The 23,374-nt window shown below is 61.7% G+C and carries 22 protein-coding genes; 9 read left to right on the top strand and 13 right to left on the bottom strand.

Translation table 11 applies throughout. The features are described from left to right. From WCA85_RS18940 to WCA85_RS18930, 3 genes are all read left to right on the top strand, one after another. Positions 1-673 (top strand): FAD-dependent oxidoreductase (locus WCA85_RS18940; RefSeq protein ID WP_424066412.1); only part of this gene is annotated, 673 nt, incomplete at its 5' end. A gap of 71 nt (positions 674-744) precedes the next feature. Beyond that, positions 745-1,512, top strand: coding sequence for a helix-turn-helix domain-containing protein (locus WCA85_RS18935; protein WP_424066411.1), 768 nt, complete (start codon positions 745-747; stop codon positions 1,510-1,512). Positions 1,513-1,533: 21 nt separating this feature from the next. Further along, positions 1,534-1,869: a hypothetical protein gene (locus WCA85_RS18930; RefSeq protein ID WP_424066410.1), complete on the top strand. Its 336-nt coding sequence runs from the start codon at positions 1,534-1,536 to the stop codon at positions 1,867-1,869. 87 nt (positions 1,870-1,956) lie between these two features. On the opposite strand, the gene WCA85_RS18925 is transcribed toward WCA85_RS18930, so the two are convergent. The 3 genes from WCA85_RS18925 to WCA85_RS18915 all read right to left on the bottom strand — a co-directional run bounded on the left by WCA85_RS18925 (position 1,957) and on the right by WCA85_RS18915 (position 4,945). Next, positions 1,957-2,223: a hypothetical protein gene (locus WCA85_RS18925; RefSeq protein ID WP_424066409.1), complete on the bottom strand. Its 267-nt coding sequence runs from the start codon at positions 2,221-2,223 to the stop codon at positions 1,957-1,959. A gap of 123 nt (positions 2,224-2,346) precedes the next feature. Next, positions 2,347-2,679 carry a hypothetical protein gene (locus WCA85_RS18920; RefSeq protein ID WP_424066408.1) on the bottom strand — a complete coding sequence of 111 codons (333 nt, stop codon included), beginning with the start codon at positions 2,677-2,679 and terminating at the stop codon, positions 2,347-2,349. Positions 2,680-3,049: 370 nt separating this feature from the next. Beyond that, complete coding sequence (locus WCA85_RS18915) at positions 3,050-4,945, bottom strand: bifunctional sugar phosphate isomerase/epimerase/4-hydroxyphenylpyruvate dioxygenase family protein (RefSeq protein ID WP_424066407.1); 1,896 nt, start codon at positions 4,943-4,945, stop codon at positions 3,050-3,052. Positions 4,946-5,288: 343 nt separating this feature from the next. On the opposite strand from WCA85_RS18915, the gene aroQ reads away from it, so the two are divergent. From aroQ to WCA85_RS18900, 3 genes are read left to right on the top strand one after another with little or no spacing between them, the layout of a single operon-like run. Continuing rightward, positions 5,289-5,744, top strand: coding sequence for a type II 3-dehydroquinate dehydratase (gene aroQ, locus WCA85_RS18910; RefSeq protein ID WP_424066406.1), 456 nt, complete (start codon positions 5,289-5,291; stop codon positions 5,742-5,744). Beyond that, positions 5,741-6,607 carry a shikimate dehydrogenase gene (locus tag WCA85_RS18905; RefSeq protein ID WP_424066405.1) on the top strand — a complete coding sequence of 289 codons (867 nt, stop codon included), beginning with the start codon at positions 5,741-5,743 and terminating at the stop codon, positions 6,605-6,607. The genes aroQ and WCA85_RS18905 overlap by 4 nt, the downstream gene beginning before the upstream one ends. Before the next feature lie 46 nt (positions 6,608-6,653). Then, entirely contained in the window at positions 6,654-8,018 is a 1,365-nt protein-coding gene (locus WCA85_RS18900) for an MFS transporter (RefSeq protein ID WP_424066404.1), read from the top strand. Between the two features lie 98 nt (positions 8,019-8,116). Here WCA85_RS18900 and WCA85_RS18895 read toward each other — a convergent pair whose 3' ends face one another. From WCA85_RS18895 to WCA85_RS18875, 5 genes are all read right to left on the bottom strand, one after another. Continuing rightward, positions 8,117-8,812 (bottom strand): TetR/AcrR family transcriptional regulator, encoded by a 696-nt coding sequence (locus WCA85_RS18895; protein ID WP_424066403.1) that lies wholly within the window; start codon positions 8,810-8,812, stop codon positions 8,117-8,119. 177 nt (positions 8,813-8,989) lie between these two features. Next, on the bottom strand, positions 8,990-10,267 hold the full coding sequence (locus WCA85_RS18890; RefSeq protein ID WP_424066402.1) for an NAD(P)/FAD-dependent oxidoreductase: 1,278 nt from the start codon (positions 10,265-10,267) through the stop codon (positions 8,990-8,992). Positions 10,268-10,347: 80 nt separating this feature from the next. Next, entirely contained in the window at positions 10,348-11,127 is a 780-nt protein-coding gene (locus WCA85_RS18885) for an anti-sigma factor (protein ID WP_424066401.1), read from the bottom strand. Next, positions 11,127-11,696, bottom strand: a complete 570-nt coding sequence (locus tag WCA85_RS18880) for a sigma-70 family RNA polymerase sigma factor (RefSeq protein WP_424066413.1) — start codon at positions 11,694-11,696, stop codon at positions 11,127-11,129. Before WCA85_RS18880 ends, WCA85_RS18885 begins: the two co-directional genes overlap by 1 nt. A gap of 359 nt (positions 11,697-12,055) precedes the next feature. After that, positions 12,056-12,988, bottom strand: coding sequence for a dihydrodipicolinate synthase family protein (locus WCA85_RS18875; protein ID WP_424066400.1), 933 nt, complete (start codon positions 12,986-12,988; stop codon positions 12,056-12,058). Between the two features lie 259 nt (positions 12,989-13,247). Between WCA85_RS18875 and WCA85_RS18870 the strand changes: the two genes are divergently transcribed. Then, positions 13,248-14,183, top strand: a complete 936-nt coding sequence (locus WCA85_RS18870) for a LysR family transcriptional regulator (protein WP_424066399.1) — start codon at positions 13,248-13,250, stop codon at positions 14,181-14,183. Between the two features lie 226 nt (positions 14,184-14,409). Further along, the gene (locus WCA85_RS18865) at positions 14,410-17,484 is read left to right on the top strand and encodes a transglycosylase domain-containing protein (protein ID WP_424066398.1); all 3,075 of its coding nucleotides are present in this window, start codon (positions 14,410-14,412) and stop codon (positions 17,482-17,484) included. 25 nt (positions 17,485-17,509) lie between these two features. Here WCA85_RS18865 and WCA85_RS18860 read toward each other — a convergent pair whose 3' ends face one another. The 4 genes from WCA85_RS18860 to WCA85_RS18845 all read right to left on the bottom strand — a co-directional run bounded on the left by WCA85_RS18860 (position 17,510) and on the right by WCA85_RS18845 (position 21,711). Beyond that, positions 17,510-18,736: an ROK family transcriptional regulator gene (locus WCA85_RS18860; RefSeq protein ID WP_424066397.1), complete on the bottom strand. Its 1,227-nt coding sequence runs from the start codon at positions 18,734-18,736 to the stop codon at positions 17,510-17,512. A 30-nt stretch (positions 18,737-18,766) separates the two neighbouring features. Next, positions 18,767-19,564, bottom strand: coding sequence for an ATP-binding cassette domain-containing protein (locus WCA85_RS18855; protein WP_424066396.1), 798 nt, complete (start codon positions 19,562-19,564; stop codon positions 18,767-18,769). A 14-nt stretch (positions 19,565-19,578) separates the two neighbouring features. Further along, entirely contained in the window at positions 19,579-20,568 is a 990-nt protein-coding gene (locus WCA85_RS18850) for an ABC transporter permease (RefSeq protein WP_424066395.1), read from the bottom strand. 138 nt (positions 20,569-20,706) lie between these two features. Continuing rightward, entirely contained in the window at positions 20,707-21,711 is a 1,005-nt protein-coding gene (locus WCA85_RS18845) for a sugar ABC transporter substrate-binding protein (RefSeq protein ID WP_424066394.1), read from the bottom strand. A 491-nt stretch (positions 21,712-22,202) separates the two neighbouring features. Between WCA85_RS18845 and WCA85_RS18840 the strand changes: the two genes are divergently transcribed. Further along, the gene (locus tag WCA85_RS18840) at positions 22,203-22,340 is read left to right on the top strand and encodes a hypothetical protein (RefSeq protein ID WP_424066393.1); all 138 of its coding nucleotides are present in this window, start codon (positions 22,203-22,205) and stop codon (positions 22,338-22,340) included. 51 nt (positions 22,341-22,391) lie between these two features. Here the strand turns inward: WCA85_RS18840 and bamA are convergent. Further along, positions 22,392-23,374, bottom strand: a 983-nt coding sequence (bamA, locus tag WCA85_RS18835) for an outer membrane protein assembly factor BamA (RefSeq protein ID WP_424066392.1), incomplete at its 5' end; no start/stop codon positions are given.

Genomic DNA, 23,374 nt, shown 5'->3' with positions numbered 1-23,374 from the left:
GTTGACGCGCGGCTTTGCGGGAACGCGCTACTGGACCGGCAGCGTGTTGCGCGAAGCGCGCGGTGAGGGGCGCGTCGAACAGGTGTCGATTTTGCGCGGGCAACGGGAAGTCACGCTCGCTTGCGATCGTGTTGCTTGCGGCTATGGCCTCGTGCCGAACCTGACGCTGGCGCAGGCACTAGGCTGCACGATCAGCGAAAGTGGAGCCGTGATCGTCGGCGATACCCAACAGACTTCGGTAGAAGGCGTGCTGGCGGCGGGCGAATCTACCGGCGTGGGCGGGATGGAACTGGCGTGTGTCGAAGGGGAGATTGCAGGCTTGACGGCGAGTGGTGCAAGCGGTGACTTGAGCGCGTTGCATGCGCAACGCGCCCGCTGGCGACGTTTTGCGCGAAGCCTGGAGCGTGCGTTTGCGCTGGGTGAAGCCGCGCGCGAGATGCCGCGCGCGGATACGCTGTTGTGCCGCTGTGAAGATGTGACGGTGGGCGACGTAAGTGCCTACGCGGACTGGCGAGACGCGAAGTTGCATACGCGCTGTGGAATGGGCGCGTGCCAGGGGCGCATCTGCGGCGCCGCCGCTGAGATTTATTTCGGCTGGCCCTTGGCGCAGCCGCGTCCACCGTTCCATCCGGCGCAGATTGGGACGCTGATGACGGTCAGTGAGCGTGATTAGCCATATTTTCCCCACCCGCCGCGGCCCTATAATCAACCGCACCAGACCCCCGACGCCCGAGACCCGTAAAGATGAACACGCTGGCTGATCCGCTTGACCCGGCCGAAGCCACGCTAAGCGGCATGCTTTCGCATTTCACCTTGCTTGAGCCGGTCTTCGATGCGATGCCGGACGTCGTGTTTTTCGTCAAGGACGCGCAGGCGCGCTACGCGCTGGTCAATCGCACGCTCGCTTCGCGCTGCGGCTACAAGGAGAAGGCGGCGCTGCTCGGCAAGACCGCCGAGGACGTATTCCCACGCCGTTTTGGGCGTATCTACACCGCGCAGGACCAGGCGATCATCCATGTCGGCAACCAGATGGTCGATCAACTGGAACTGCATCTGTATCCGGGTCGTCAACCGGGCTGGTGTCTGACCTGCAAGCAACCGCTGCGCGATCCATCGGGAAGGGTGGTCGGGCTGGCCGGGATTTCGCGTGACCTGAAAGCGGATGAGGGCAGTCATCCCGCGTACAGCCGCCTTGCCGTGGTCGTGCAGTACATCCAGGACAATTACGTGGAGCCGCTCAACCTGAAGCACCTTGCAGCGATGGCGGATATGTCGGTGGCGCAACTCGAGCGGTACTTTCACAAGGTGTTTCATCTGACGCCGCGTCAGGTGCTGCTGAAGACGCGACTCGACGCCGCCACGGCGCTGCTGGTGTCGCACGACAAGGTGACTGACGTCGCCGCGCTGTGCGGCTATACCGATCACAGCGCCTTCACCCGGCAGTTCAAGGCCACCGTGGGCATCACGCCGACGGAGTACCGCATGCTGCTGCATGGAACCGCGCCCGCTTAATGGGGCGAGCGAACGTAGCGCATGGTCCGTCGTCGTCCGAGTCATCACTATTACGTCTACGTCGTCGCGTTGGCCGACACGGTCTGGAACGAGGCGCGTTTTCGCCGCGCCAATCCGGAATACCGTTTCGACCGGCCGTGCGTGTATGTGGGAATGACGGGACTGGACCCGGATCTGCGCTTCGATCGGCATAAAGCCGATATTCAGGCGAATCGCTTCGTGCGGGATTACGGACTGCGGCTGATGCCGGAGTTGTATGACGTGTTTAACCCGATGCCTTATGACGGCGCGCGCGATATGGAAGTCGAACTGGCGATTGGCTTGCGCGAGGCCGGGTACGCGGTCTGGCAGGCTTAATAATGGCCACAAGAGTGGCGACCACAGTGAGGATGAGTAACGCTTGTCACTGACCCATGACGGGCAATAAAGCTGACAAACTAGCGCTTAGCGAATGCCGAGTCCGCGCAGCACCGCGTTACCTTCCGGCGTCAGACGAATGCTCGGCGCACCGGCCTCGGTAGATACGGTTTCAACCAGACCCGCCTCATGCAGCATGGGAATCTCGGGTTTCGCGAAAGCATCAATCGGCGCGTGCAGCAACAGCAACAACGTCGCGAGTTCGTGATGGCTCAACAGACGGCGCAAAATCGTGGGCCGCTTCGCGGGCGCCGGTGCCGTCGTTTCAAGGGTGTTGCGATCTGCTTTGTTCATGCTACTCACCTCCAGTCTTTTCTTTGTGAGTGGATCATGGGGCCCAAGTCTTAAACGATTCTTAAGACTCGAGCCCGCTGTAGCAGTTCGACACACTTTCGTTCCGGTACTCGTTACCGGCGCTTACATCGGCGCGCAAATCTTGCTCGCACCCTCAATCCACAGATTGTCGATGTGCCGTTTGCCGGCATAAAAGCGGTACGTGGTCGCGCCATTGTCCGCGCGGATCTTGACGACGTTCGAATCGCCGAAATCCAGCATCTGGCCTTCAGGCAGTGGGGTGGTCTTGAAGCTGACCTTGTGTTTGGCGGCTTCCTGCGACATACAGGTCACCACATCGTTGACGGGGCGCTGTGTCGAACCGTCGATTACGGGCTCGCCGGAATCGGGGTTCTGAAAGGAGGCACACGCGCTGAGAAGCAGGGGAACTGAAAGGACAAGGGCGAATTTCTTCATGGGTCTCCAAACGGTTTCGGTTCTCGCGGCTAACCCGAATGCCGCCAGACTGGTGCTGGCGTATCGGGCCAGATCGCAACGGATGCTGCGGGTCAGCCTTCATTATATCGATGAGGAAAATGCCATCCCCGCGAGGCAGCTCTGCATACCTTCAAGAGGCGTCGCCGTTAGAACGTGATCGCGATACCCAACATGCCAACGAACTGCGCGTTCGTTGATGATGGCGTGGCGTTCTGCGAATCGCCGACCGCCGGTTAGATCGCCGGGTAAGTCGTCAGAAATTATTCGGGCCCGTCGCGGGGCGCGTTTTTTGTCAAACAATAAGGCGACTGCAAGGGAGATTCGACAAACAATGTAAATGCCTGGTGCGCTAGCTAATGTCGTGCTTGCGCAGCTTCGCCTGGGCGGCCAGCCGAACCGCCGCGTTGCCCGCGCCATAACCGTCGTAGCCGCCTTTGCGTTGCACGATTTCGAGGAAAAACCGCTGGTCTAGAGGTTCGGTATAGGCGTGGAAGAATTCGCCGCCCCGTTCGTCGCGTTCGTACAGGATGTTGCTGGCGCGCAATGCCTCAATCGTGTCGTCGGGCAGGTCGTAACGCGCAGCGAGGTCGTCGTAGTAGTTGCGAGGAATGCGCAGAATGGGCAAGCCGGCGGCGATGAACTGCGGCAGCGCCGCGAAAATGTCTTCGGCGCGGAACGCCACGTGGTTCAGTCCCGATCCGCGATAGGTGTGTAGTGCCTCAGCGACAGCGGTATGCCGGTCCACGGACGCGTTCAGTGCAATGCGCACCGAGCCGTCGCGGCTGCGCAGCGCCCGGCTGCGCACGAGGCCGTACGGGTCGGGCACCAGAAAGCCTGGCTCCGCTTCGAAGCCGAGGGCGGTGCGAAAGAACAGCACCCACGTATCGAGTGCATCCGCGGGCAGGGACAGCACGACGTGATCGATCTCGGTGAGCAGTGCAGGCTCAGCAGGCTGCGCGGTCTGATCGAGCACGAAGTCGGCTTCGAACAGCGTAGGCGTGTCCGGCGTTTCGTCGACGAAGTAGTTCAGACTGCCGTCCGGCGCCCGCACGGCCGGCAACACCCGCTCATTCGGTCCCACCTGACCTGAAAACGGCGCATAGCCGAAGCCCGCAGCGCGTTCGAAAGCAAGCTTGGCCGCGTCGACACGCAACGCCGAAGCGCACAGCGACAGGCCATGCTGCTGGAAGAACGCGCTCGCAAACGAATCGGCCTCGGCATTCAGCACAATCGATGCGCCACCTTGCTGATAAAGCGTGACGTCCTTCGAACGATGCTGGCCGGCACGATGGAAGCGCAGTTTGCCCAGCCAATCCGCGAGTTTGCTGCGCGCGGTGTCATCGACGGCGAATTCGAGAAACTGAAAGCCGATATGCGCAGGCGCCGGCGGCGGTTGATACAACTGTTTGGCCGGCTGGCCCTGCTGGGTCAGTTTCGTGCGGGTCAGTTCTTCAAGAAACAGCAGCGAGCGATGGCCGTCCGCAGTAGTCCCGGCAGTGGGAGCGGCGCGGAAACCGTCGTTAAAAATTTCCAGCGAAAGCGGACCCTGATAGCCCGTTTCCACCACGCGAGCGGTGAAGCTTGCGACATCGAAATCGCCCTGGCCAGGAAAGCAACGGTAGTGGCGGCTCCATTCGAGCACGTCCATCATCAGCTTCGGCGCATCCGCGATCTGCACGAAGGTAATGCGCTCACCCGGAATGGCGGCGATCTCGTCCACCGGATCATTGATCGACAGCGTATGGAAGCTGTCGAGCACGATGCCGAGATTCGCATGATTGACCTCGTTCACGAGCCGCCACGCATGCCGGTACGAATTGACATGGCGCCCCCACGCGAGCGCCTCATAACCGGCGATCACCCCAGCCTCCTGCGCGGCCTGCGCGAGTGCGCCGAGTTGCTCGACGATCAACGCATCGTCGCGAATCGTATCCGCCGCCACGCTACTGCACACGAGAATCCGGTCCGTACCCAGTTCATGCATCAGATCGAATTTGCGCTTCACGCGATCCAGATTGCGCGCGAGGCGTTCGGCGCTGACGCCTTCGAAATCGCGGAACGGCTGAAACAGCATGATCTTCAGACCAAGGTCGGCGGCGATGCGGCGCACGTCGGCGGGCGAACCGTCGAAATAGAGCAGGTCGTTCTCGAAGATCTCGACGCCGTCGAATCCCGCAGCCTTGATCGCCGTCAGCTTCTCTACGAGTGTTCCGCTTATTGAAACAGTGGCAATTGAACGCTGCATAAATGGCTCCTGCGGGTAAAAGAAAGTGAGGGCGGCGAACCGGCTCGATGCGAGCCCGAGAACGCGTGGATTGCTCACCGAACGGCAAATCGTGGACCGGTGTTAACCGGAAAAGTGAACCAGTTTGTTACGCAACCACTTCAAAGCCGTGCGCAACTAGCGGGTGCATGAGGCCACTCTAATCCGATTTTTGGCAAGTTTATACAAACTAACTAGATCGTACAAATTCGTGGAAACCCCAAAAGACTTGAGAGGTGATTAGGCGCACACTGGCGCTACAGTGAGGAAAGAGTGGCCCTGCAAGGCCACCTGACCTGGGCGCAAATTTACTGGAGTGGGTGTTATGAGCTTTGCATCGGTGCTGGTCCTGAACGGACCGAATCTCAACCTGCTGGGCACGCGAGAGCCGGCCATCTACGGCTCAGAAACGCTCGACGATGTCGCGCGTCTTTGCCGCGATGCAGCAGAACGGCTCGACCTCGCAGTCGATTTCTGCCAGTCGAACGCCGAGCATCAGTTGATCGACTGGCTGCACGCCGCGCGTACCAAGGTAGATGGCGTAGTGATCAATCCCGCTGCTTATACGCATACTTCGGTGGCGATTGCGGATGCGCTTTCCGCCATCGACAAGCCGGTGATCGAAGTACACATCTCGAACGTGCATCGCCGCGAAGCGTTCCGGCATCACTCTTTTGTCTCGCCCATCGCCGAAGCAGTGATCGTGGGTTGCGGCACGCAGGGCTATGTCCTCGCACTCGAACGCATGGCCACCATTCTGAAAACGAGGGCAGCAAAATGAGCGCATCAGCCAGCAACAAATCGTATCTGGTGGGACTGATCGGTTCAGGAATCGGCGGTTCGCTGACCCCGGCCATGCACGAAGAAGAGGGCAGTCAACTCGGTTTGCGCTATGTGTACCGCCGCATCGATATCGAAGCGCTCAAGCTCGACGTCGCCGCGTTGCCCGAGATACTCACCGCCGCTGAGCGCATGGGCTACAACGGCCTGAACGTCACGTATCCCTGCAAGCAGCACATCATTCCGTTGCTCGATGAGCTCTCCGATGACGCCCGCGCACTGGGCGCGGTCAACACGGTGCTCCTGAAAGACGGCAAGCGCATTGGTCACAACACGGACTGGTCGGGTTTCGCGCGTGCGTTCAAGCGCGGCCTGCCGGATGTATCGCTGGAACGCGTGGTGCAACTCGGCGCGGGCGGTGCAGGTGCGGCTGTTGCACATGCCGCATTGATGATGGGCGCGCGAACCCTCACGCTATTCGACGTCGACGCATCCCGCGCGGCCATTCTCGCCGACGAACTGCAGCAGCGCTTTCCCGCAGCAACGGTGCGGGCGGGCGACTCGTTGGCAGACGCGGTCGCGCAAGCCAACGGCCTGATCCACGCCACGCCAACCGGCATGGCCAAACTGCCCGGCATGCCGCTATCCGCAGCGCTGCTGCATCGCGACCTGTGGGTGGCCGATATCGTCTACTTCCCGATTCGCACCGCCCTGTTGGAGGCGGCTGAAGCGGTCGGATGCCGCACGCTGAGCGGCGGTGGCATGGCGGTCTATCAGGCGGTGGACGCTTTTCGCATTTTTACCGGGCTGGAACCGGATGCTGAGCGGATGTTTGTTCACTTCCAGTCGCTGTTGCAGCGCTGATCGATAAGTTACGCAACACATCCAGAAAGACATGGAGGAGACGGAGATGCCACAACCGATTCAACCAGCCCACCACGACGTCCCGAAGACACCCGCGGCCTCGGCCAACGCTGCAGGCACGACCATGCGCCGTTCCAACGCGCGTTACCGGATTCTCGCGCTGCTCGCGATCGGCACCATGATCAACTACCTTGATCGCACCGTGCTCGGCATCGCGGCGCCGCAGTTGACCAAGGAGTTGGGCATCAACGCAGCGTTGATGGGCCTGCTGTTCTCGGTGTTCTCGTGGAGCTACGTGGCCTCGCAAATTCCGGGCGGCCTGTTCCTCGATCGCTTCGGCAGCAAGGTCACCTATTTTCTGTCGATGACCTTCTGGTCGCTGTTCACTCTGGCGCAAGGGATGGTGCATGGCATCGCGCCGCTGTTTGCGTTCCGGCTAGGGCTGGGCGTCGCGGAGTCGCCGTGTTTTCCGGCCAATAGCCGTGTCGTGGCAACGTGGTTCCCGCAAAGCGAACGGGCGATGGCCACCGGCACCTACACCGTGGGCGAATACATCGGGCTGGCATTTTTCAGCCCGTTCCTGTTTGCGATGATGGGCGCGTTCGGCTGGCGTTCACTGTTTTTTGTGGTGGGCGCAGTGGGTCTCGTGTTCGGCATGATCTGGTGGATCTGCTATCGCGAACCGCGCGATCACCCGTCCGCCAATGCCGCCGAGCTGGATTACATCGAGGCCGGCGGTGGTCTCACGCACCGCAAGAAGGACGAAGGCGCGACCACGTCGGCGGGCTTCGAATGGCGCACCATTGGCCGACTGTTGAAGCACCGTCAACTGTCCGGCATTTGTCTCGGTCAGTTTGCCGGCAACTCGACGTTGGTGTTTTTCCTCACGTGGTTTCCGACCTATCTGGCCACGGAGCGTCACATGGCATGGCTGAAGATCGGCTTCTTCGCGATCCTGCCGTTTATTGCCGCTTCGATTGGCGTGATGTTCGGCGGCACGTTTTCGGACTGGCTGTTGCGGCGTGGCACTTCGGTCAACGTGGCACGCAAGCTGCCAATCATCGCCGGCCTGCTGCTCGCCTCGACCATCATTCTGGCCAACTATGTAGAGAGCAACGTAGTCGTGATCGTGATCCTCTCCGTGGCGTTCTTTGCGCAAGGCATGGCAGCGCTCGGCTGGACGCTGGTCTCGGATATCGCCCCGGACGGACTGCTCGGTGTGACCGGCGGCATCTTCAATTTCGCGGCGAATCTTGCGGGCATCATCACGCCGCTGGCGGTGGGCTTCATCGTAGCTGCCACCGGTTCGTTCGTCGGCGCGCTGGTGTTCATTGGCGTGATCGCACTGATCGGGGCGCTGTCGTACATCTTTATCGTTGGCGACATCAAGCGGATTGTCATGACTGACTAGCCATACGCGGCGTCTACGCCCTGACACCATGCAAAAAGGCCACCGGCATTCGCGTGCCGGTGGCCTTATCTTTTGAATCGCTGAGCCGCAGTCTGGCGTTAATCTTCCTTGCGCAGGAAACGCAGCACGGCATCAACGATCATCGCCCGGTGCCGCGTGCGCAGACGCGGATGCGACGGATCGCGGCCAAACGCCGTGCCAAACGTATGGCGATTGCCGATCCGGTGAAAGCACATCGAGCTGATCATCAGGTGCAGATCGATCGCGTCGACATCGTTGCGAAACTGGCCCGAAGCAACGCCGCGCGAAAGCAGATCTTCGATGGTGTGGATCGCACTGGCGTTGTTGGTCTTGAAGGTCTTCAACTGCTCGACAAACTTCGCGCCGTGAATGTTCTCAATGGTGATGAGGCGCACGAAGTCGCGATGCCGGTCGTGATAATCGAAGGTGAACTCCACGAGCTTGCGCATCCCTTCAACGGGATCGAGTTCGCTGACATGCAGGCCCTGCTCGAGCGCACGGATGTCGCCGTACACCTTCTCCAGCACGGCCTGATACAGGCCTTCCTTGCTTTCGAAGTAGTAATACAGCATGCGCTTGGTGGTATTGGTGCGCTCGGCGATGGCGTCCACGCGCGCACCCGTCAGCCCCATTGCGGAGAATTCCTGGGTGGCGACATCGAGGATATTGCGCCTTGTCTCTTCCGGGTCGTACTTGCGACGAGCGTCGGTACGGCGAGGGTCGGAGGCGGTGCCGGTGTTGGCGGACGCGGTGGCCTTGCTTACCTTTTTCATTGTGTATTTCAGCAGCTTTTCATTGGCTATTTCAGCGGCGATGACCGGCGCATTCTAGCATGTCGAAATTCGCCGCTCTTACGCTGGCGAGCATGACAGGCGGCATTTCGGACGACTCAACGCAGGGGTGACGCGCGACGCGGCGAGCCGTCATGCGCGCAGACCGCGCGACCATGCTCAGGGGCGCTGGCGACGGCGTGCCGCAAGCGCATCGCGGGTCTGCATCGCCGTGTAGGTCAACTGGGCGGCGGTGAGGCCGAGCGCGCCGAATGCGGGCGTCAAACCGAACGTGGCGAATGCCTCCGGTACGGGCCGTTCGCCGGCGATGGCGGCGGCCAGCAATTCGCCGGATACCGTCGTGGGCGCCATGCCGTGTCCGCCAAAGCCGACTGCATACCAGACGCCGTCCGCGCTTTGACCGATCTGAGGCATCTTGTGGCGCGCGTAGCTCATCAGGCCGCCCCATGCGTGTTCGATGCGCACGTCACGAAGTTGCGGATACACCTTGAGCAGGTCACGCCGCAGGAGTCGTGCGATCGCTTGCGGTTCGCGGTTCCGTACGGAGATGCGGCCACCCCACAGGATGCGCGTATCGGGCAGTGGGCGGTAATAGTCGAAGGCAAAGCGGGTGTCGTAGACCGCGGCCGCTGTGTCTAGCGCGTCTTTCAGGCGCGGGCCCAAGGGCTCGGTGGCCATCACATAGGTGGCGATGGGCAGCACCGCCCGTTCGACCTTCGGATAGACGTTGCGCACATAGCCGCCGCCAGCCATGACGACCTGCCGGGCCTCGATGCTGCCTTCGGCCGTCTCGACAATAAAGCCACCGCCTTGTCGCTGAAGCCGTGTGACCGGGGAATGCTCATAGATCTGCGCACCCGCTGCGGTTGCGGCGTCGGCGATCCCCAGCACGTATTTCAACGGATGAAAGTGGAACGCGTTGCGCTCGAAGAGACCGCCGTAATAGCGACGCGTCTTGAGTTGCCCAGCGAGCGTGGACGCGGGCACTGGCTCCCAATCGACGCCAAAGCCGTCCTTCATCAGGCGACGCTGCGTCTCAAGCCTCTCCGGTTGGTTGAACCAGTTCGCGAGGATCACGCCCGCGTCAGTCGCATCGCAGGCAATCCGGTAACGCTTGATGCGCCGCCGCATCAAATCGACGGCATCAGTAGTAAGCGCATAGAGTTCGCGGGCGCGCGCCTGACCCAGGATACGCAGCAGGTCTGCACAGTCGAGACTGTAGCCGCCGAACACAAAGCCGCCATTACGCCCGGACGCACCGAAGCCCACTTGCTGCGCTTCGAGCACGACGACATCGCGCACGCCGCGCTCAACAAGTCCAAGCGCTGTGGACAGACCCGCGAGCCCGCCGCCGACTATGCATACATTCGCCGCACGCTTGCCGGACAGGCGCGCACGTTCGGGCCGAACAACGGTGGCTTCGTAAAAGCTTTGCATGAGAGAGAGCCGGGCGTGCCGGTGCCCGCTTGCGAAGCGGGCACCGGCAGGATGGGTCAGGTTAGATTAGCGCAGGAAGCTCAGGACACCGGCAGCAGTTTGCCGCTAAACACCACCGGACCGGTCGGGCCATTCGGATTAGGCGAGCCGCCCGGCGCTTCGATCGAGATGGCGAGGGCCGCATAGCTCTCGGGTCGCTGCTGACCGGCGGTGACCTTGCCGTTGCCGCTGTCGGGCATCATGCCCAGTGCGACAGGATGGCCGCTCGCCGGAATACCCCATAGCTCCATGGCTTTGCCCGGAGGCAGGCCAACTTCGCCAAGACGGTGCAGGCTCATCGTGGCATGAGACTCGTCCCACGCGATCAGCAAGACCGGTTGCGAGTCCTTGTTGTTCAGCACGGCGACGTGCGAGACCACGGTCTCGGGTTGCTGCGCGACCGTCTGCGCCGGGGGTGGCGTGGTCGCGCCGAACGGCAGCAGCGAGCGCACGGCAACCACCACCGCGATGGCGGCAAGCGCGGTGACGCCGATTGCCCACCCACGCCAGAACGCGAGATTGTCGTACCAGTTGCGCGCCGGACGTGCGGCTTCCGGTGGGCGGCCAGCCGCCGCAGTACGGGCCGCGACAAGGCCCAGACGCTTCTCGATGGCTTCCCATACCGCCGGTGAAGGCATGCGCGCGGGCACGAGTTCGGCCATCGGTTCGAGGCGCTGTTGCCATTCTTCCAGCGAGCGCTGGATCGTGACGTCGTGTTCTGCGTACCGTTGCAGCCGGCGGCGCGCGCCGCCACGCAAAGTGCCGACCGCATATTCGGCAGCCAGCATATCGACAAGTTGAGGATAACGATGCAGATTCATCACGCACCCCCCAGGCAGCTTTTCAGCTTGCTGAGGCCGCGGCGGATCCACGACTTGACGGTGCCAAGTGGCACCGTCAGCGTTTCGGCAATTTCGCTGTGGCTTTGATCACGCAGATAGGCGAGCGCGACCGCCTGCCGTTGCGCCGGTTCCAACTGCTGCATGCACCCGTCCAGTAGCCGTGCCTGCATGCTCACGGCCGATAGCGTTTCCGGATCCGGATCCCCCGTTGCGACAAGATCGTCCAACGCATCACTCCATTCTGTTTCCTGCGTGTTGACCCGACGCAGGTGATCGAGCGCACGGTTGCGAACGATCGCCGACATCCACGTCATGGGGGCCGACAAACCGCGCCGGTAGTCGCCCGCAAAGCGCCAGATGTTGACGAAGCTGTCCTGCAAGACTTCTTCGGCCCACTCGTGCTTGCTCAATATACGGAGCGCGAGGCCAAACAGTTTCGGGGCAGCGACGTCATATAACTCCCGCAGTGCGGCAGCGTCCTCTTTGGCCACGCGTTCGAGCAGCGCGGTCAGCGTTTCCGGCGTCATTTCTCGTGTGTTTGCGGTCATGGACAGATGAGTGATGGCATCCGGGGCTATGTTACTCAATTTCCGTCTGACGTTATATGCGGTTTTTCTCTGCCCAGTGCATCTGTTCGGCGCGAGGCTGCGTATAGGGGTGAGTAGGCAGCCTTGAGCGAGCCGGCAGAGCACCATAAGAGCGGCCGCGCAAGGAAGGGAGGACGGGGTAGTTGAGGTGACCAACGCTGCTGCACGGCCGGGGATGGCCGGGCGCAACGTCCCGCCGGGCAGGACGGCAAAAGCCCGACGGGTGACAGGCAGTCTGGATGTGGCAGGGTAGGTTCATTCGGCACGAAGCTCAGGCCGGCTCGCGGATGATCGCGGCCGGCTTGAGCCGAATGGATGCCTTATTTGCTCCAGCGCAGCACCAGTGGGTCCAGACGCCGCGCGATCTTCAGCAGACCTTCACGGGTTGCGGGATGCATCGGCAACAGCGGATGGCGCACCGCCTCCGACTTGATCACGCCGCCTTCTTTCATCAGCACCTTGCAGGACGCGAGGCCGCCCTGGCGGTTTTCGTAGTTGATGAGCGGCAGCCATCGCTGGTAGTGCGCTGCGGCGAGTTCCGTATCGCCCGCGGCATAGGCGTCGACGATCAGACGAATCCCGTCTGGGTAGCCGCCTGCCGTCATCGCACCGGTTGCGCCCGCATCCAGATCGGCCATCAGCGTGATGGCTTCTTCGCCGTCCCACGGACCAACAATTGCATCGCCGCCCAGTTCGATCAACTCGCGCAACTTGTTCGCTGCCTGCGGCACTTCGATCTTGAAGTACGACACGTTGCGAAGTTCACGCGCCATGCGTGCAAGGAACGGCGCCGACATGGGCGTGCCCGCAGCCGGCGCGTCCTGGATCATGATCGGGATGTCGATTGCATCCGATACCTTGCTGTAGAACTCGTAAATCCCGCGTTCGCCCACCCGGAACGTCGCGCCGTGATACGGCGGCATGATCATGACCATTGCCGCACCAGCGTCCTGCGCGTGGCGGCTGCGCTCGGCGCACTGGCGCGAGCTGAAGTGGGTCGTAGTGACGATCACCGGAACGCGGCCGGCCACGTGGTTCAGCACCACATCGATCAGCGTGTTGCGTTCGTCGTCGGACAGGGTGAACTGCTCGGAGAAATTCGCGAGGATGCAGATGCCGTTGGAACCCGCGTCGATCATGAAATCGATGCAGCGTTTTTGACCTTCGAGGTCGAGGCCGCCTGCGTCGTCGAAAATGGTCGGTGCGACGGGGAAGACGCCTCGATAGATGGGCTGGGTGGTGGTGTCGGTCATGGCTGGATGGGCTCGGTATGCACGATGTAGGCGGCAGGGAAAAGCAGCAGGAGAGTCAGCACAGGCAGGTTTTTCGCGGGCCTGCCGCGTCCCTCTCGGCTCCTTGGCCTCGGGTCTCAGGTTAGGGCGCAGATCAGGATGATCGGCTTCCGGCAGCGGCCGTAATCGCCGCTGTTTGTCTCCGGCAATGACTATACGGCGAGGCGTTCGCGCCTGTATAGTGAATTGTTTCCATTCCGTGATCACTTTTACGACTCACATGAAGAACACGCTGAACGTGCTGCTGTCGCGTCTGCGCATGAAGCAGTTGCAACTGCTGATCGCACTCGACGACCACAAGTCGATGCACAAGGCGGCGGGCGCGATGGCGATGACGCAGTCGGCGGCGAGCAAGGCGCTGCAGGAACTGGAGTCGATGCTGGAGGCGCCGCTTTTCGAGCGCTCGAAAAACGGCATGATCGCGAATCAGTTCGGCCATTGCGTGATCCGCTATGCGCGGCTGGTGGCGACCGATCTGAGCGCGCTGTGCGACGATATGGCCGAACTGCGCTCGGGGGGCGGCGGGCGTCTGGCGATCGGCGCGATCATGGGCGCGATTCCGGGCATGGTGGTGCCGGTGTTGAACGAAATGCATGCGAGCCAGCCGAACCTGTCGATTGAGATTATCGAAGACACCAGCGCACGCATGCTTCAGCAACTTGATGAAGGTCGTCTCGATCTGGTGATTGGGCGCTCGGCCGTCAGCGCGGATCCAACCCGCTACCGTTATCAGGCGCTAGGCGATGAGCCGCTTTCTGTGGTGGTGGGCAGCGCCCACCCACCCTTGTCGCGCAAGGCGGTCACGCTGCGCGACCTGGCGGGACATCGTTGGGTAACCTATCCAAGTCATATGCCGTTGCATGCACTGCTGGAACGCGAGATGGATCTGGCCGGGATGAGCATGCCGGTCAGCCCTATCTCGACCGCTTCGACCTTCGTCACGGTGGCGTTGTTGCAGCAGGCGGCGGATCTGGTGTCGGTCTTGCCCACCGGCATTGCCGAGCTGTTCGTGAAGCACAAGATGCTGCGGATCTTGCCTGTGAAGCTCAAGTCGCAATCGCAGACGTTTGGCATCGTCTCGCGCAAGGGCGGGGTGCTGTCACCACCGGCGGAGCAGTTCATCAGCTTGTTAAGGGAGCAGAAGCTGGCGGCGTGAGCGAGACGTGCGGGCTGTGCCACCCGCCTTCCGCAGCTTGCGCCGCCCGCGCATAAATCACCAATATCTCATGCGCGCTCGTGCGCTGCGCTATCTGGTGCAGCGGTAGTGTTGCTGCGCTGAGACTGTCGGGTAAGTCCCGAGTCGGTGGATTTTCCCGAACCGCGCTACACTCATTCGAATACAGGTTGCATCGCAGCCTGGCGCCTGCGAGGGACACGCCGCCATGAATCGGCCACTCGTTCGGTTTTCGCTTCGCGCAGCCGGGGGTAGGCCGCTGTGGAAGTGGATCAAATGGTCGCTGCTCGCCGCTGTTCTGGTGGCGCTAGCGATTCTGGCGAGGCTTTGCCAGATCGAAATTCAAACCTCCCGTCTGCAGGCACACTATCTGTCCGAGCTGACCCGCGATGTCGGCTTTTCGCTCGACAATGGCGCCAGCCCGGATATCCGCTTCCCCACGAACGGGCCCTATGACGAACGCCTCGGCTATGCGCTGCTGCCGTCGTTCGAGCAACGTCTGACGGCGCACGGTTTCGTGATCGCCTCGCAGGCTCGCGATTCCGAGCGCATGCTTGCCCTGGCCGACGATGGACTGTTCCTGCCTTACCAGGAAAAAGACCAGGCGGGTCTGCAACTATTCGACGGAATGGGCAGGCCGCTGTTCGACGCGAGTTATCCGCAGCGGATCTACGACAGCTTCGACGCGATCCCGCCACTGGTCGTCAACTCTCTGCTATTTATTGAAGACCGCGAGCTGCTGGACCCGGATCAGCCCAACCGGAATCCTGCGATCGACTGGACACGCTTCGGTCACGCGCTGCTTGACCAGGGCGCGCGCCTGCTCAACCGGCATCAATTGCAGCCGGGCGGTAGCACGCTTGCCACCCAGATCGAGAAATTCCGCCACTCGCCAGACGGCCGCACGGCGAGCCCGCCGGAAAAGCTGCGGCAGATAGCGTCCGCCTCGGTGCGTGCGTATCTGAACGGACCGCAGACGATGCCGGCGCGGCGCGAAATCGTGGTGCAGTATCTGAACTCGGTGCCGTTGTCGGCGCAGCCGGGGGTGGGCGAGATCAATGGCATGGGCGATGGTCTCGCCGCATGGTATGGGCGCGATTTTACCGACGTCAACGCCATTCTCAAGGCGCCGCCTTCCGCAGACAACCTCGATGCGCAGGGGCTCGCCTTCAGGCAGGTCTTGTCGTTGATGATCGCGCAGCGTGCGCCGTCGTATTTTCTGCATCTCGGCTACGGTCAACTCGAGCGTATGACCGACGGCTATCTGCGTCTGCTCGCCAGCGGTGGCGTGATTTCAATACCGCTGCGCGACGCCGCGCTCACCGCCCATGTCGAACTGAGTCCGGCATTCGTGAGGAGCGCAGATCAATCGTTTGTCAGCCGCAAGGCGGTGACGTCGATGCGTGCGCATCTGCTGGCGGCGCTCGGGCTGAAGAACTTCTATGCACTCGACCGGCTCGATCTGCAGGCGAGCGGCACACTCGATGAGGCTGTCCAGCAGGCGGTGAGCCAGCGCCTCGCGGCGGCCGCGACCAAAGACGGCGCGCAGACGGCCGGCCTGTTTGGATTCGAAATGCTGCGTCCGGGCGATGACCCGTCGAAGATCGCCTACAGTTTCACGCTCTACGAACGGCGCAACGGCGCGAACCTCGTACGTGTGCAAACCGACAGCGTCAACGAGCCATTCGATATCAACCAGGGAGCGCGGCTGAATCTGGGCTCCACGGCGAAACTGCGCACCATCATCACGTATCTGCAGATCGTGACCGATCTGCATGACCGCTATGCGTCGATGAACGCGGCCGAGCTCAAGCGGGTCCAGCCTGACCCGCAGGATACGCTAACGCGCTGGGCGCTCGACTACCTTGCGCATACGCGCGACCGTTCGCTGCAAGCCATGCTCGACGCTGCGGTCGAACGGAAATATTCCGCCAACGCAGGCGAAACCTTCTATACCGGCGGTGGTGCCCAGACCTTCACCAATTTCGAATCGAGTGACAACAGCCAGATTCTGACGGTGGAGCGTGCATTCCAGCATTCGGTGAATCTGGTCTTCGTACGACTGATGCGGGACATCGTGCGCTACGAGATGATCCAGACCTCGGGGCCGTCGTCGCAGTGGCTCGACGATCCGGCAGCGCGTAAGCAGTACCTCGACCGCTTTGCGGATCAGGAAAGCCGCGTATACGTCAAACGGTTTTACACGAAGTATTCCGGCCAGACACCCGGCGAAGCCCTCTCGCTCATGCTGCGTACCGTGCGCAAGTCGCCGCCGAAAATCGCTACCGTATTGCGCAGCGTGGCGCCCGACGGCTCACAGGGATGGTTCGAAGCCCAGATGCGGGCGCAGTTGAAGGGCACGCCGGCCCAGTGGTTGACGGATGACGATCTTGCGCAGCTCTACACGAAGTACAGTATTGACCGCTTCAATCTGAACGACCGCGGTTACATTGCCAGTGTGCATCCGCTGGAACTATGGACTGCGAATTATCTGCGGGAGCACCCGGATGCGACGCTGGATCAGGTCGAGCAGGCAAGCCGCGATGTTCGCAAGACGGCCTATGCGTGGCTCTTCAAGACCCGCTATCACGCTACCCAGGACCGGCGCATCCGGCACATGGTCGAACTGCGCGCCTACGATGCCATCGGAAAATCGTGGCAGGCGCTGGGGTATCCGTTCGCCAATCTGACGCCTTCTTATGCAGCGGCCATTGGCGCGTCAGGCGACCGGCCTGCCGCGCTCGCGCAACTGATCGGTGTGATTGCCAACGGCGGCAACAAGGTGCCGACCGAAACCATCGCGCAGCTCGATTTCGCCAAAGACACGCCTTACGAGACGCATTTCGTGCGCGCCTCGGTCGCGCCCCAGACCCAGCTTTCGCCGGAGATCGTCAATGTCGTGCATCGGGTGTTGGGCGAAGTCGTGCAAGGCGGGACGGCAAAGCGGCTGGCCGGGGGCATGACCTTCCCCGACGGCAAGACGCTCGACGTGTACGGTAAAACCGGTACTGGCGACCAGCGCTTCGAGGTGTTCGCGAAAGGCGGCCGGCTGATCGAATCACGTAAGGTCAATCGCACGGCGACCTTCGTGTTTATCATGGGAGATCGCTTCTATGGCACGTTGACCGCATACGTCCACGAGCCGTACGCGGCGCGTTACGACTTCACCAGCGCGATGTCGGTGCAGTTGCTCAAGTCGCTCGCGCCAGTTTTGCAACCGTTGCTCAATAAACCAACGGCGCCTGCCTTGCCCGGCAGCGTGCGTCCGGCAAAGAGAAGCTAATACCCCCTCGATCGCCGAAGAGAAGCTAATATCCCCCCTCGGCCGCCGGCTTGAGAAAGAGTTCATGAACCGGCGCGAAGTGTGCATAGAGCGGCAGAATGGCGCCGCCCATCGCCCGCGCGTCGGCGCCAATGGTGCCCTCCAGCAATTGCGGACGCACCATGCCTTCCCATTCGAAGCCATCCAGCACACGTTCTGTACGCCGAATGATTTCGCGCACCAGTTGCCGGTCGACTTCGCCGTCGATCACCACCGCCTCCAGATCGAGAAGTGCGGTCGCATTGGTCAATGCACCGGCGATTGCCGGGCAGGCGGTGTCGAGCCATTGCTCGGTCACGCGCCACCACTCCGGCGCCAACGCGCGATGGTCGTGCGCGGCAGCGGCGGGCGCACCCGCGTCGGCGAGCATCCGTTCTAGCACGAAGCCGGATGCGGCATGGAGCAATTGCCGCGCAGGTTTGCGGGTGCGGCCACCGGCGAGTGGAATAGAGCCGACCGCGCCAGCGTTATCGTGAGGTCCGCCGTGCAGGCGTCCGTCGATCACGAGTCCGCCGCCAATGAACGTGCCCACGAACAGGTACAGAAAATTGTGGATGCCGCGTCCCTGGCCCATCACCAGTTCGGCGGCACAAGCTGCGGTCGTGTCCTTGGCGAACTCGACCGGCAGTCCGGTCATGCCCGCAATGCGCGTGCGGATGTCGATGTCTGTCCACGCTTCGAGCGCGTCGGGCGGCGCGCCGAGAAAGTCACGCCATCCCCCGAGCCACAACGGCGCCGCCACGCCGACGCCGACCACTTTTCCTGCCCGCGCGCCGAGCATTTCGTTGACGCGAGCGAGTTTGTTTTCAAGCGCGGGAAACAGCACACGTGGGTCCGGATACGCGTACTCCAGCACATCGCGGCTGCAGACGTTGCCGACGAAATCCATCGCCAGCACGTCGAGACTGCGGCGTCCGACCTTGATACCGATCGTGTACGCCCCTTCGGCGCGTAACGCAATCGGTACCGACGGCTGTCCAATGCGCCCGCGCACGCGTGGCTGGCGCGCGAGCAGGCCGTCGTCGATCAGACGGTCGACGATCATCGAGACCGTCTGCATCGACAGCCGTGTGAGGCGGCCGACATCCGCTTTCGGCAACGGGCCGTGCAAGCGGATCGCCTGCAGGACGATCCGCTCGTTGAACTGTCGCATGCCGACCTGATTCGAGCCGACCGTGCGCTTGAGGGGCGAGCGGGTGCCGGGACTATCCATCGTCGGCCGCCCGTCAGCAGGGTGCGTGCATCATGCGATCGCCTTGACGTCCGCTTCCTTAGCGCCGGTCATGATGGCGACGGCCTCGGACATATGGATGTCCTTGGTGTTCACCAGCGCAGCGCGACGACCGAGCCGCTGGATATGGATGCGGTCGGCAACCTCGAACACGTGCGGCATGTTGTGGCTGATCAGGATGACCGGCAAGCCGCGCTCGCGCACGCGCCGGATCAGTTCGAGCACCATGTTGCCTTCCTTCACGCCGAGTGCGGCGGTCGGCTCATCGAGAATCACGACGTGTCGCGCGAACGCCGCGCTGCGTGCCACCGCCACGCCCTGACGTTGACCGCCGGAGAGCGTTTCGACGGCCTGACGCATCGAACGGATGCCAATTTGCAGACCCTTCATGTGCGCGGTTGCTTCTTCCAGCATGCGGCGCTTGTCGATCATCTTGAAGATCGAGCCGCGCCAGCCGGGTTTGACCAGTTCTCGGGCGAGAAACAGGTTCTCGGCGATGCTCATGGCGGGCGCGACCGCGAGGTCCTGATACACGGTTTCGATACCTTGCTCGCGGGCATCGAGCGGGCTGCGGAATTTGACCGGCTTGCCGTCGAGCAGAATCTCGCCTTCATCCGGCACGGTCGCGCCGGAGAGCGCCTTGATCAGCGACGACTTGCCCGCGCCGTTATCGCCGATCACGGCCATGATTTCGCCGGGCATGACTTCGAAGTCGCAACCGTCGAGCGCGGTGACGTGGCCATAGCGCTTGATGAGTCCGCGTGCCTGCAGAACGGGTGTGCCAGCAGCAGTAGATTGGGGTGTGGACATGACAGACTCCTGAATCAACGAGCGCCGCGGTGGGAAAGTTTGTCGGCAGCGACGGCGAGAATCACCAGCATGCCGGTGATCAACACCTGATACACCGACGACACGCCGATCAAGGTCAGGCCATTGCGGAACACACCAACGATCAGTGCCCCAAGCAACGTTCCCACGATTGATCCTCGTCCGCCAAAGAGGCTCGTCCCGCCGAGCACAACCGCCGTAATACTGTCGAGGTTTTCCGTTTGCCCAGCCTGTGGATCGCCGACCCCTGTACGCGAAACCGACAGCAGCGCGGCAATCCCGTAGATGGCGCCGGCCAGCGTGTAGACGGTAAGCAGGATGCGTTGTGACGACAGACCCATCAGCCGCGCGGCTTCTGCGTTATTGCCGAGCGCATAGAGATGCCGGCCAGGCACTGTGTCGCGCAGCACGAACCAGGTGGCCAGATACATGAGCAGCGTGAGCACCGTGCCATAGGTCACTTCGGCTGGACCGATCTTGAAGGTGTTGCCGAGGAACATGATCGCGTCAGGCAGGTTCGACACGCTTTCCGCGTTCGAATAGATCTGCGTGAGCGCGAAGGCGATGTTCAGTGTACCGAGCGTAACGATGAACGCGGGCAGTTTGATGCGGGTGATCAGCACGCCATTGAGCGCGCCGAACAGGGCACTTGCGCCAACGCCGCAGACAATCGCAAGAATCGGCGGCACGCCGAGATTGACCGCGAACTTGGTCATGACAATCGAACCGAATGCCATCACCATGCCGCATGAAAGGTCGATGCCACCCGTCAGGACAATCAGAGTCTGGCCAATGGCAATGACCGCGACAACCATGGTCTGCTGCAGGATCAGCGACCAGTTCTGGAACGACAGGAAGCGGTCGCTCTGCGAAATAAAGAATGCGCAGGCGAGTACCAGGGCGATAAGTGGACCGATTTCGGCGAGCGAAGGCAAGCGGTCGGCGAGGCGGCGCGGGGCGCCGGCCGGCGCGGAGGGAGTCGACATGATGAATTTCCTCGATGCTGAAGCGTGACGCAGCGGACACGCGGCAAATCTGCGGGAGACCCTGATCAGACCTGTGACAGGCCCTTGCCAGACTTGCGTCAGGCGTGGATCGTGGGTCTCCCTTTGGCCAAAGGCGGCTTATTGCCCCCAGCAGTTCTCAAGACCGAACTTCGTATCCTTGCTGTCGACGCCGCTCATCGGCTTGTCGGTGATCAGCGTGACACCCGTGTCGTGATAGCCCGAGACCTTCTTGCCGGTCTTGGCGTATTCCACACCGGCTTCCACGCCGAGGCCTGCCATCTTCAACGGATACTGCTGCGACGTCGCGGCGATCGCGCCAGCCTTGACGTTGCGCACACCTTCACAGCCGCCGTCGATCGACACGATCATCACGCTCTTGTCCTTGCCTGCTGCCTTAAGCGCGCGATAAGCGCCCGCTGCAGCCGGTTCGTTGATCGTGTAGACCACGTTGATATCCGGATTCTTCTGCAAACAGTTTTCCATCGCCGTCTGACCCTTGGCCTGATCGCCGCGCGTGTCCTGGCTGCAAACGATCGACGGGTCGCCTTCCTTCACGCCAAAGCCCTGCAGGAAGCCGTTATGACGCAGCACACCCACGGAGACACCTGGCGCGAGATCGAGCGTAGCGATCTTCGCCGGCTTGCCGTTCATGCTTGCCTTCGCGTACTGACCAATCAGCACGCCCGCCTTGAAGTTGTCGGTGGCGAAGAGGGCGTCGGTCGCGTCCTGCGGCTCGGTCGGTGTGTCGAGCGCGATCACCATCACGCCTGCAGCGCGCGCTTTCTTGATACTCGGCACGATGGCCTTGGTGTCGCTGGGGGTAATCAGGATCGCCTTGGCACCGGCGGTCATCATGTTTTCGATCGCGGTGACCTGGCTCGCGTTATCGCCGTCGAATTTGCCGGCGGCGGTCAGCAACTTGGCGCCGTCCTTTTGCGCCGCGGCTTCAGCGCCTTGTTTCATTTTCACGAAGAACGGGTTGGTGTCGGTCTTCGTGATGAGGCCAACGACGGGTTGGTCAGCCATCGCCAGCGTGGCGCTCGCGCACCACACGGCGGAAGCGGCCACACCCAGCATGGCGAGACGCCGGACGACGGGATGCCTGCGGGAATTCTGATTCATGGGAATGCTCCTCCGGGTTATTGACAACGATGTTTGTGGACTTCGGTCGATCTGAGGGCGAGTGGGGCGCTGTTCCGCCGCTTGCGTTCGCGCCGCCTGCTTCGCACGGTTCGCCAGCCTCGCTGCTCGTTTGATTAAATCACTTTGTTTTATTTAGTACAGCAGTGCGGGGGACAAGAGTCAAGAAAGGGGATTTGGTGCGATGCGGCTGAACGGGGTGGCATCAATGTGGTGCAAAAGCTTGACCAGACGGCGATTGATGCCTATTGGTGCGGCGCGGTATGGCAGGCTATGGATTGGGGTAAATCTGGAGACAAGCGAGTGGCCTTTTGCTCTTTCGAAAGCTTTTCGAAGCCTTGCCAGCTTGTAAGTGAAGGCTTATCGGACGTTAGCGAGCGTCGATTTATATTGACTTGTTGCGGCGCCGCAAGACTGGCTTATAATAGGGTTATTACCTAGGTAGTTAACCCTAGATCGCAAAGGAGTTTGCCATGAGTCACATCACCACCACGTCCGTACCGGCTTCTACCAGCTTGCTGGCCCGTCTTGTCGCAGTTGCAAAGCGCGCGCTGCAACTGCATTTGCAGACCTGCGCTGTGGTTGCTGAAGCGCATCGCCGTCCGCACTAAATGCCTGAGGCGTCGTCGGCGGCCTGCGCGTGCCGCCCGCCAAGGGTAAGGTTAGAACGAAGTCCCGATCTGGAACTGGAATTTCTGGTACTGATCGCCGGCGTGCTTGACGATCGGCAGACCGAAATCGAGCTTCAGTGGACCAATCGGCGAGATCCATTCGAGGCCCGCGCCGTAGCTGTAACGTAAGCCGTTCGCCCCAACGCTGTTACCTTCCGTGCCCCAGACATTACCGCCGTCGACGAAGGTAAAGACGCGCAGCGTGCGGTCGTAGCCGGTGCCCGGCAGCGGGAACGTCAGTTCGATGTTGCCGACCAGCAGCTTCGAACCGCCGATCGGATCGCCCGTCGTGGCATCGCGCGGACCCAGCGAGCTTGGTTCATAGCCCCGCACCGAACCGATACCCCCTGCGTAGTAGTTCTTGAAAATCGGGTACGGCTCGCCACCAAGGCCATTACCGTAACCGCCCTGGAAGTTAAGGCCGAGCACGAAGCCACGCGCAAACGAGTAGTAGTACTGGGCTTGCAGATCCGCCTTGTAGTAGTTGGTACGGGCGATTGGCGTGCCATATTCGGCGTTGAACTGCGTGAAGTAACCGCGACTTGGCACCAATGCGCTATCGCGGTTATCGCGCGACCACCCTACCGTCACCGGGATGTTGTTCGACACGCGGCCGAACGAGTTCACATAGTCGATATAGCTTTGCGGCGTGGTCGAGTCGACGTCCAGACGGTTCTGCTCGATACCCGTGCCGAAGTAGACCATGTCCGATTCGGAGAACGGGATACCGAATTTAAGGTCGGCGCCTAGCGTGATAATGCGGAAGCTTGTATCGGTTACGTTCGAGTAGTACAGCGGCTCGCTTGTCCGATAGTAGACGTCGGTAATCCGCTTGATGCCGTCCACTGTGAAGTACGGGTCAACCTGCGTCACCGTCAAGGTACGGAAGGTCGTGGCGGTATTCACGTTCACCGCGAGGCTCGTGCCCGAACCGAACACGTTGTCCTGCGACACGCCCGCCGAAATGATCGGAC

This window comes from Paraburkholderia sp., assembly GCF_049581445.1.
In the GTDB taxonomy this organism is placed as follows: Bacteria; Pseudomonadota; Gammaproteobacteria; order Burkholderiales; family Burkholderiaceae; genus Paraburkholderia.
This window is presented reverse-complemented; position numbering and strand designations above follow the sequence as displayed.

Coding starts and splice junctions, on each gene's coding strand:
- WCA85_RS18935 (WP_424066411.1), top strand. CDS start 745: ATGAACACGCTGGCTGATCCGCTTGACCCGGCCGAAGCCACGCTAAGC.
- WCA85_RS18930 (WP_424066410.1), top strand. CDS start 1,534: ATGGTCCGTCGTCGTCCGAGTCATCACTATTACGTCTACGTCGTCGCG.
- WCA85_RS18925 (WP_424066409.1), bottom strand. CDS start 2,223: ATGAACAAAGCAGATCGCAACACCCTTGAAACGACGGCACCGGCGCCC.
- WCA85_RS18920 (WP_424066408.1), bottom strand. CDS start 2,679: ATGAAGAAATTCGCCCTTGTCCTTTCAGTTCCCCTGCTTCTCAGCGCG.
- WCA85_RS18915 (WP_424066407.1), bottom strand. CDS start 4,945: ATGCAGCGTTCAATTGCCACTGTTTCAATAAGCGGAACACTCGTAGAG.
- aroQ (WP_424066406.1), top strand. CDS start 5,289: ATGAGCTTTGCATCGGTGCTGGTCCTGAACGGACCGAATCTCAACCTG.
- WCA85_RS18905 (WP_424066405.1), top strand. CDS start 5,741: ATGAGCGCATCAGCCAGCAACAAATCGTATCTGGTGGGACTGATCGGT.
- WCA85_RS18900 (WP_424066404.1), top strand. CDS start 6,654: ATGCCACAACCGATTCAACCAGCCCACCACGACGTCCCGAAGACACCC.
- WCA85_RS18895 (WP_424066403.1), bottom strand. CDS start 8,812: ATGAAAAAGGTAAGCAAGGCCACCGCGTCCGCCAACACCGGCACCGCC.
- WCA85_RS18890 (WP_424066402.1), bottom strand. CDS start 10,267: ATGCAAAGCTTTTACGAAGCCACCGTTGTTCGGCCCGAACGTGCGCGC.
- WCA85_RS18885 (WP_424066401.1), bottom strand. CDS start 11,127: ATGAATCTGCATCGTTATCCTCAACTTGTCGATATGCTGGCTGCCGAA.
- WCA85_RS18880 (WP_424066413.1), bottom strand. CDS start 11,696: ATGACCGCAAACACACGAGAAATGACGCCGGAAACGCTGACCGCGCTG.
- WCA85_RS18875 (WP_424066400.1), bottom strand. CDS start 12,988: ATGACCGACACCACCACCCAGCCCATCTATCGAGGCGTCTTCCCCGTC.
- WCA85_RS18870 (WP_424066399.1), top strand. CDS start 13,248: ATGAAGAACACGCTGAACGTGCTGCTGTCGCGTCTGCGCATGAAGCAG.
- WCA85_RS18865 (WP_424066398.1), top strand. CDS start 14,410: ATGAATCGGCCACTCGTTCGGTTTTCGCTTCGCGCAGCCGGGGGTAGG.
- WCA85_RS18860 (WP_424066397.1), bottom strand. CDS start 18,736: ATGGATAGTCCCGGCACCCGCTCGCCCCTCAAGCGCACGGTCGGCTCG.
- WCA85_RS18855 (WP_424066396.1), bottom strand. CDS start 19,564: ATGTCCACACCCCAATCTACTGCTGCTGGCACACCCGTTCTGCAGGCA.
- WCA85_RS18850 (WP_424066395.1), bottom strand. CDS start 20,568: ATGTCGACTCCCTCCGCGCCGGCCGGCGCCCCGCGCCGCCTCGCCGAC.
- WCA85_RS18845 (WP_424066394.1), bottom strand. CDS start 21,711: ATGAATCAGAATTCCCGCAGGCATCCCGTCGTCCGGCGTCTCGCCATG.
- WCA85_RS18840 (WP_424066393.1), top strand. CDS start 22,203: ATGAGTCACATCACCACCACGTCCGTACCGGCTTCTACCAGCTTGCTG.